General features: G+C 58.5%; 4 protein-coding genes. 2 read left to right on the top strand and 2 right to left on the bottom strand.

Features of this window, described 5'->3' with window-relative positions; all coding sequences use genetic code 11:
* Nucleotides 1-459: 459 nt before the first annotated feature.
* On the bottom strand, nt 460-1,560 hold the full coding sequence (ribD, locus tag NW844_RS11785; protein ID WP_414335881.1) for a bifunctional diaminohydroxyphosphoribosylaminopyrimidine deaminase/5-amino-6-(5-phosphoribosylamino)uracil reductase RibD: 1,101 nt from the start codon (nt 1,558-1,560) through the stop codon (nt 460-462).
* Nucleotides 1,561-1,803: 243 nt separating this feature from the next.
* Between ribD and ppc the strand changes: the two genes are divergently transcribed.
* On the top strand, nt 1,804-4,740 hold the full coding sequence (ppc, locus tag NW844_RS11780; RefSeq protein WP_414335880.1) for a phosphoenolpyruvate carboxylase: 2,937 nt from the start codon (nt 1,804-1,806) through the stop codon (nt 4,738-4,740).
* A gap of 40 nt (nt 4,741-4,780) precedes the next feature.
* On the opposite strand, the gene NW844_RS11775 is transcribed toward ppc, so the two are convergent.
* Entirely contained in the window at nt 4,781-5,590 is an 810-nt protein-coding gene (locus NW844_RS11775) for a Ycf66 family protein (protein ID WP_414335878.1), read from the bottom strand.
* A gap of 165 nt (nt 5,591-5,755) precedes the next feature.
* On the opposite strand from NW844_RS11775, the gene NW844_RS11770 reads away from it, so the two are divergent.
* Nucleotides 5,756-6,157 carry a hypothetical protein gene (locus tag NW844_RS11770; protein WP_414335877.1) on the top strand — a complete coding sequence of 134 codons (402 nt, stop codon included), beginning with the start codon at nt 5,756-5,758 and terminating at the stop codon, nt 6,155-6,157.
* Nucleotides 6,158-6,194: the final 37 nt, after the last annotated feature.

Here is a 6,194-nt window from a genome sequence, read left to right as displayed (position 1 = left end):
TTGATGATCGGCGAAAACCCACTCCCCCAATCCTTCAATGAGGACATTTCCTGAGAGGCTGAGGTAAGGCGAGGTAAAGAGCAGGCCGGCAAAAAGGTTTAACATGATGGTTCTCCCTACCAAGATTTGTACTGGGAAAGTCCCCAATCAGCTCGCCGGCTGAAAAAGAACTGGACAAAGAAGCTAGAGCCTTCGTCATTACCTTTCACAAGGTTCACCTCAGGAGAATCTTGACAGATCCCTACAGCTTGATTTTGCTGGCCTTACCGAAAGATCCTTATGACCCCCTAGAATATCGGCCAGCATAGCACAGTTGAGCTCAATTCTGAAACCTACTTTGCAAGAATGCTGTATTTTTCTGATCAGTATATTCATTTACATTGAACAGATATCAGTCTGTTCGTTCAGACACTTAAAACCCTCCAGATAGCCCTCGCGAATTTGTCAACAATCGATCTCTTAGTCATCGGGGCTAGAAGAGGGGATCTTCCCGGTGATCAGCCAGTTATCCCCCACAGTCTGCAGTTGCGGCTCCAGCAGTTGCCAGCTCTGGTTAACGTCAGGGATCCCTTCTCCTCCTACGGGGGTTGGGGCGTCGGCCCCGCCCAAGATCTTGGGGGCGATGAAGGCGGCCACTTTCTGGATGGCCCCATCTTTGAGGGCTGCCCAGGCCAGGGTGCCGCCGCATTCCCAGAGGGCGCTCAGACAGCCTCGCTCGAAGAGGGCCTGTGCTGTCTGGGCCGGGGTTACTTGATCCAGGTGCAGCAGCTCCACCCCTTGCTTGGCCAGGGATCCCCAGAGGGAATGGGTCTCTGGGGCTTCGGTGATCACCAAAGTTGGTGCTTCTTCCACCTGCCACAGGTGCGCCAGCGGGGGCAGATTCAGAGAGCGGCTGAGAACCACCCGCAGGGGCTGGGATCCCTGAAAATCCGGCAGGCGGCAGGTGAGGCGGGGGTTGTCGTGCCAGACGGTTTTGGATCCCACAATGACTGCATCGTGCCAGGCCCGCTGGCGGTGAACCCACTCTCGCGCCAGGGGGTTGCTAATCCACTGGCTGTGGCCGGTGGCGGCGGCGCTCTTGCCGTCTAGGGTCATGGCGTATTTCAGCAGGCCAAAACACCGTTTCTGCACAATGGCGAAGGCAAAGCCCTCGTTCAATTCTTGGCACTCCTGCTCCAGCACCCCTACTGTTACCTCAACCCCGGCCTCCTGCAGGCGGCGGATCCCTTTGCCGGCCACCAGGGGATTGGGATCCTGCATTCCCACCACCACCCGCCGGATCCCAGCCGCCAGAATGGCCTCGGTGCAGGGGGGGGTACGCCCATAGTGGTTACAGGGCTCCAGGTTGACGTAGAGGGTGGCGCCCCTGGCCAGGGATCCCGCCTGTTGCAGAGCCAACACCTCTGCGTGGGGCTGGCCGGCCCCTGGATGAACGCCTTCTCCCACCACCTGCTCCCCCTGCAGGATCACGCAGGCCACCCGCGGATTGGGAGAGGGGCGCTGCGATGTAGAACGGGCCAGGGACAAACACCGCTCCATCCATTGCCGATCCGAGGTCATAAAATGGGCGTCCAGTCCAGGGGGCTGAAGCTGGCTATAGAGCTGCCAGTTGACGGTCAAAAGCTACGATAGATGCTCTAAATTCTAGCTCGGCTACCTGACGTCAAGAGGTGGGTATCGATCCAGATACGGGCAAGAAGTTGCCCCCGCCAATTCACAACCTCCTGACCGTGATACCTGCTACATCTTGGGTTTCGACAAACAGGCTCTAATATTGGGATGGTTGTTCTAGGAGCTGCCTTCATGACCTCTTCCCCCCACCTGACCGCTGCAGAGTGGGCAGCGGCTTCTGCCAACGGGCTGAAGGAGGCTGCCCTGCTTGGGGAACGCGATCCCTTGGCCCATCCCCTCCAAATCAACGAAGCCTTCAACCACAGGAACAACCTGTTAAACCGTCGCCTGCAACTGGTGGAAGAACTCTGGGAAGCCGTAATCCTGCAGGAGTGCGGGCAGTCTCTGGTGGAGCTGTTGCGGCGGCTGCGTTCCATGTGTTCCCCAGAAGGACAAGCCCTGGAGTACCCGATCCCAGAGGTGCTGCAAATTATCGAGCATCTCAGCCTCGATGCCACCATTCAAACGGCGCGCGCCTTTGCCCTGTTTTTCCAGTTGATCAACATTGTTGAACAGCACTACGAACGGGCCGAAGACTCCGACATGCGCATGGTGGACAGCCAGCAGCGCACGGTGCGGGAAAACGAAAAATTTGAACGGTTGTTCCCTTACCTGCGGGCTCAAGGAGTGCCGCCAGGCCTACTGCGCCGACTGCTGGAGCAGTTGCACATTCGCATGGTGTTCACCGCCCACCCCACCGAGATCGTCCGCCACACCATCCGGGAAAAGCAACGGGCCTTCTCTCGCCTGCTCAGCCAACTGGATTGGGCAGAACAGACTCAGCCTTTGCAGGCCCAGATGTTGAAAGAACAGATGGCGGAAGAGGTTTTGCTTTGGTGGCGCACCGACGAGTTGCATCAGTCCAAACCGACCGTTCTGAACGAAGTCGATTACACCTTGCACTATTTTGAAGAGGTTTTGTTTCAGGCTATCCCGCTGCTGCACGAATACCTCAGCCGCAGCTTGAAAAAAGCGTTTCCCGGCGTTGAGCCGCCGCCGGCAGGATTTTGCAACTTCGGCTCGTGGGTGGGCGGGGATCGGGATGGCAATCCTTCCGTCACCGCCGATGTTACCTGGCAAACGGCCCGCTACCAGCGCAACCTGATTTTGGGCAAGTACATCGAATCGGTGAAGGCGCTCACCAAAACCCTGAGCGTCTCTTTGCACTGGGGGGATGTGGACAGCCAACTGCTGGATGCCCTCGAGCAAGATCACCGCCTCATGCCGGAGGTTTACGAATCGTTTTCGCTGCAGTATCGCCAAGAGCCCTACCGTCTCAAGCTCAGTTATATGCAGCGGCGGCTGGAGTTGACGCGGGAGCGCAACCGCAACTTGGCCGACTCCGCCTGTCTGCCCGCCCCTCCCCCTGTGGACAACGCCTACGCCAATGCGGAAGAATTTCTGGCCGACTTGCAGCTTATCCAGCAAAGTTTGAAAAACAGTGGCCTTTCTTGCCGCCAGTTGGATCACCTCATCCAACAGGTGCAGGTGTTTGGCTTTCACCTGGCCCACCTGGATATCCGCCAAGACAGCAGCTACCACGAGGCCGCTCTCACCGAGATCTTTGAGTACTTGCGCATTTTGCCGCGGCCCTATAGCCAGATGACGGAAGAGGAAAAAACGGCTTTTCTTCTGCAGGAGCTGCAGACCCGTCGGCCCCTCATCCCCCTGGAGAGCCCTTTTTCCGAGAAAACGGCGGAGCTGATCGCCACCTTTCGCACCCTGCGCCGTCTGCAGCAGGAATTTGGCCTGGCCATCTGCCAAACTTATGTGATCAGCATGAGCCGCCAGTTGAGCGATCTGCTGGAAGTTTTGTTGATGGCCAAGGAGGTGGGCCTTTACGATCCCATCAGCGGGCGCGGATCCCTGGCAGTGGTGCCGCTGTTTGAGACTGTTGAAGACCTAAAGCGAGCGCCAGAGGTGCTGCGGCAGTTGTTGGAGATCCCTTTCTACCGCCAGTACTTAGCTCAGCAAGAAGACTTACAGGAGGTGATGCTGGGCTACTCGGATAGCAACAAGGATGCTGGCTTTCTAAGCAGCAACTGGGAGATTTACAAAGCCCAGCAGCGGCTGCAGGCGGTGGCCGAGTCCTATGGTGTGAAGTTGCAGATCTTCCATGGCCGGGGCGGCTCGGTGGGGCGCGGGGGAGGGCCGGCCTACGAGGCGATTTTGGCCCAGCCGGGGCGCAGCGTGGGAGGCCGCATCAAGATTACCGAGCAGGGAGAGGTGTTGGCTTCCAAGTATTCCCTCCAAGATCTGGCCATTTTTAACCTGGAAACCGTTACCAGCGCTGTGATCCAGGCCAGCCTGCTGCGCACCTACCCCAACGACCTGCACGAGTGGTCGCGCTTGATGGAATCCTTGGCAGAGCGCTCCCGCCAGGTGTACCGCAACCTGGTCTACGAGCAGGAGGGTTTTGTGGAGTTTTTCCATGAGGTTACCCCCATAGAAGAGATCGGCCAACTGCAGATCAGCTCCCGTCCTGCTCGCCGCAGCGGTGGCTCGAAAGATATTGGATCCCTGCGGGCTATTCCTTGGGTATTCAGTTGGACGCAGAGCCGCTTTCTCTTGCCGGCCTGGTATGGGGTCGGCACCGCCCTACAAGAATACGTGGCTAAGGGCGAGCACAACCTCAACCACCTGCAGCACCTCTACCGCGAGTGGCCCTTCTTCCGCATGGTGATCTCCAAAGTGGAGATGACTCTGGCCAAGGTGGATCTGCAAATAGCGCGTCACTACGTGCGGGAGATGAGCTCTCCAGAACGTTTGCAGCGGGCGATGGAGCTGTTTGAGTGCATTGCCCAAGAAATGTACCGCACGCGCACAATGGTGCTACAGATTACGGGTCACAGGGAACTGTTGGAGAACGATCCCTACTTGAAGCGCTCGGTGCAGTTGCGCAACCGCTCGATTGTGCCCTTGGGCTTTATTCAGGTCTCTCTCCTCAAGCGCCTGCGAGAGCACCAAGGAGCCTGCGCCGGGCGCACGCGCTACAACCGCGCTGAACTCCTGCGCGGAGCCATGCTCACCATCAACGGCATTGCCGCCGGAATGCGCAACACCGGCTGAACCCCTCAAACGCCGGCCAAGCTCAGATTGGTTCAGATCTTCAGAACAGGTCGTCATCGTACTCTTCTGGCTCCGCCTCTTCCACCTCGACCGATTCCACCTCGACAACGCGGCGGGAGGGACGACGGGGGGCTTCATCCGGGTAGCCTTCTCCTTGGTCTTGGGGCAGACGTGGGGGACGGCGGCGGGTGACCGTGCCTGTGCCGCGCTCCTCCTGCGTATCTACATCCTCTGGATACTCTTCGGTGGCAGGGCGACGGGGGCGGCGGGCCTCTGGCGGCGGGGCCGGCTCATCGTAGCCGGTGTCTTGGCGGGATCCTGGCTCGTCGTAATACTCATCCACTTCGGGTCGGCGGCGCGGACGCACACGGGTATCGCTGGTCAGTTGGGGCCTGGGGCGACGCCCAGGCTCTTCGCTGCTGCGTTTGGGAATGGCGCGACTGTAAGAGGAGGTATCGCGAATGCGGGATCCTTCGGCCCGAGCAGAAACCGTGCGTCCTTGGGCATAGTCATCTAGGGGGTAGGTACGGCTGAAGTCTTTCTTGCGAACGGCTGGACGAACCCCGCCCACCTGCCGTACCTTTTCGCTCAAGAGAATCCGCAACCGGAAAGTTTCGATGGCAAACCAGCCGGCCATCACCGCCAGCAGCACCTGGGCAAAAAACAGCAACGGGATGAGCCGCTGACCCTCCAGAAGCAAACAGATGGAATAGATCAGGCCCATCGTGGCGAAAATCACATCCGATTCAGCGGAGGCCTCTCGCTTGATAAAGCGAACTGCGAAGATGGCTCCACTGGCAATCGCCACCAGCGCTGCCATCAAAAAATAGGGGCTTTGGGTGAGAAACATGCCAGGGATCCCTAAACAATGAAGAGGGGAGAGCGCTAAGCCTTACCCATTCCACAGCCGATCCTAACATCGATCCTCCCGCCGGCACGGACAACACCCGGGTTTGGATCCCTCTTGAATCCATGGGATCGGTGCTAAAATCGGCAACATCTTCCTGCATGTTCCATGCTGTATCTGGCACGGGTACACAAAAAGAGTCTCTTCGGCCAGGGGGAGCTGCAGCTCTTGGCTCGCCAGGCCGAAGAAGGGGTTTGGATCCCACTGCGCCAGCCAGAGTGGGTCACCTGCAAAGATGCCGGCCCTTACAACGTTGGCGTGTTGCTGCTGGTTGAGCTCTCGGAACAGCGGCGGGTAGAGCGGCTGGAAGAGGCGGCCATGAAGCTGGTGGAGATGTTGCACAGCCTGTCTCAAAACCGCAGTCTGGTGGATCTGTCGGAGATCGAAAGCTGGCGGCAATCTTTGACTCGCCAAAGCCAAGAGCTGAGCCGTCGAGAAGCCGAGGTGGCCGCCCGCCAAGAGCAACTGCAACAATGGGAAGCCCGCTTGCGCGAGAAGCTATCTTCCTGAATGCTCTACCGATCTTTTTCCCAAGCCGTCTGAGCCT

This window comes from Synechococcus sp. H55.2 (genome assembly GCF_047462495.1).
GTDB lineage: Bacteria > Cyanobacteriota > Cyanobacteriia > Thermostichales > Thermostichaceae > Thermostichus.
The sequence above is the reverse complement of the archived record's forward strand: the minus strand, read 5'-3'. Positions and strand labels throughout refer to the sequence as shown.